Raw genomic sequence first — 270 nt, 5'->3', positions numbered from 1 at the left:
AGCAGGCAGAACTCGCCGTCGACCATGTCGAACGTGTACGGGTGCTTGTAATTGCCGCCGTCGATCTCCGACAGCACGGTTTCCATGATCCAGACCCACGGCTCGCGATCGGCGCTCGTCTCGGCGATGTGACCGTTCATTTCGGCGAGCAGGTCGCGCGGGAAGTCTCCTTCGCTCGGATCCATGCCGGCGAACTCGCACAGGTAGCGCCAGGCGAGCGCGACGGCCGCATAGTTGCCGGCCATCCGCTTCGCGCCGTCGTCCTCGCCG

At 65.6% G+C, this 270-nt stretch carries 1 protein-coding gene; it reads right to left on the bottom strand.

The features are described from left to right. A partial coding sequence (locus tag SB756_RS30425; RefSeq protein WP_410913286.1) for a hypothetical protein occupies positions 1–270 on the bottom strand: 270 nt, incomplete at both ends.

It is taken from the genome of Pseudomonas sp. SIMBA_068 (assembly GCF_046534705.1).
Taxonomy (GTDB): Bacteria; Pseudomonadota; Gammaproteobacteria; order Pseudomonadales; family Pseudomonadaceae; genus Aquipseudomonas; species Aquipseudomonas putida.
Note: the sequence above shows the minus strand (reverse complement) of the source record. Positions and strands in the feature narration are given on the sequence as shown.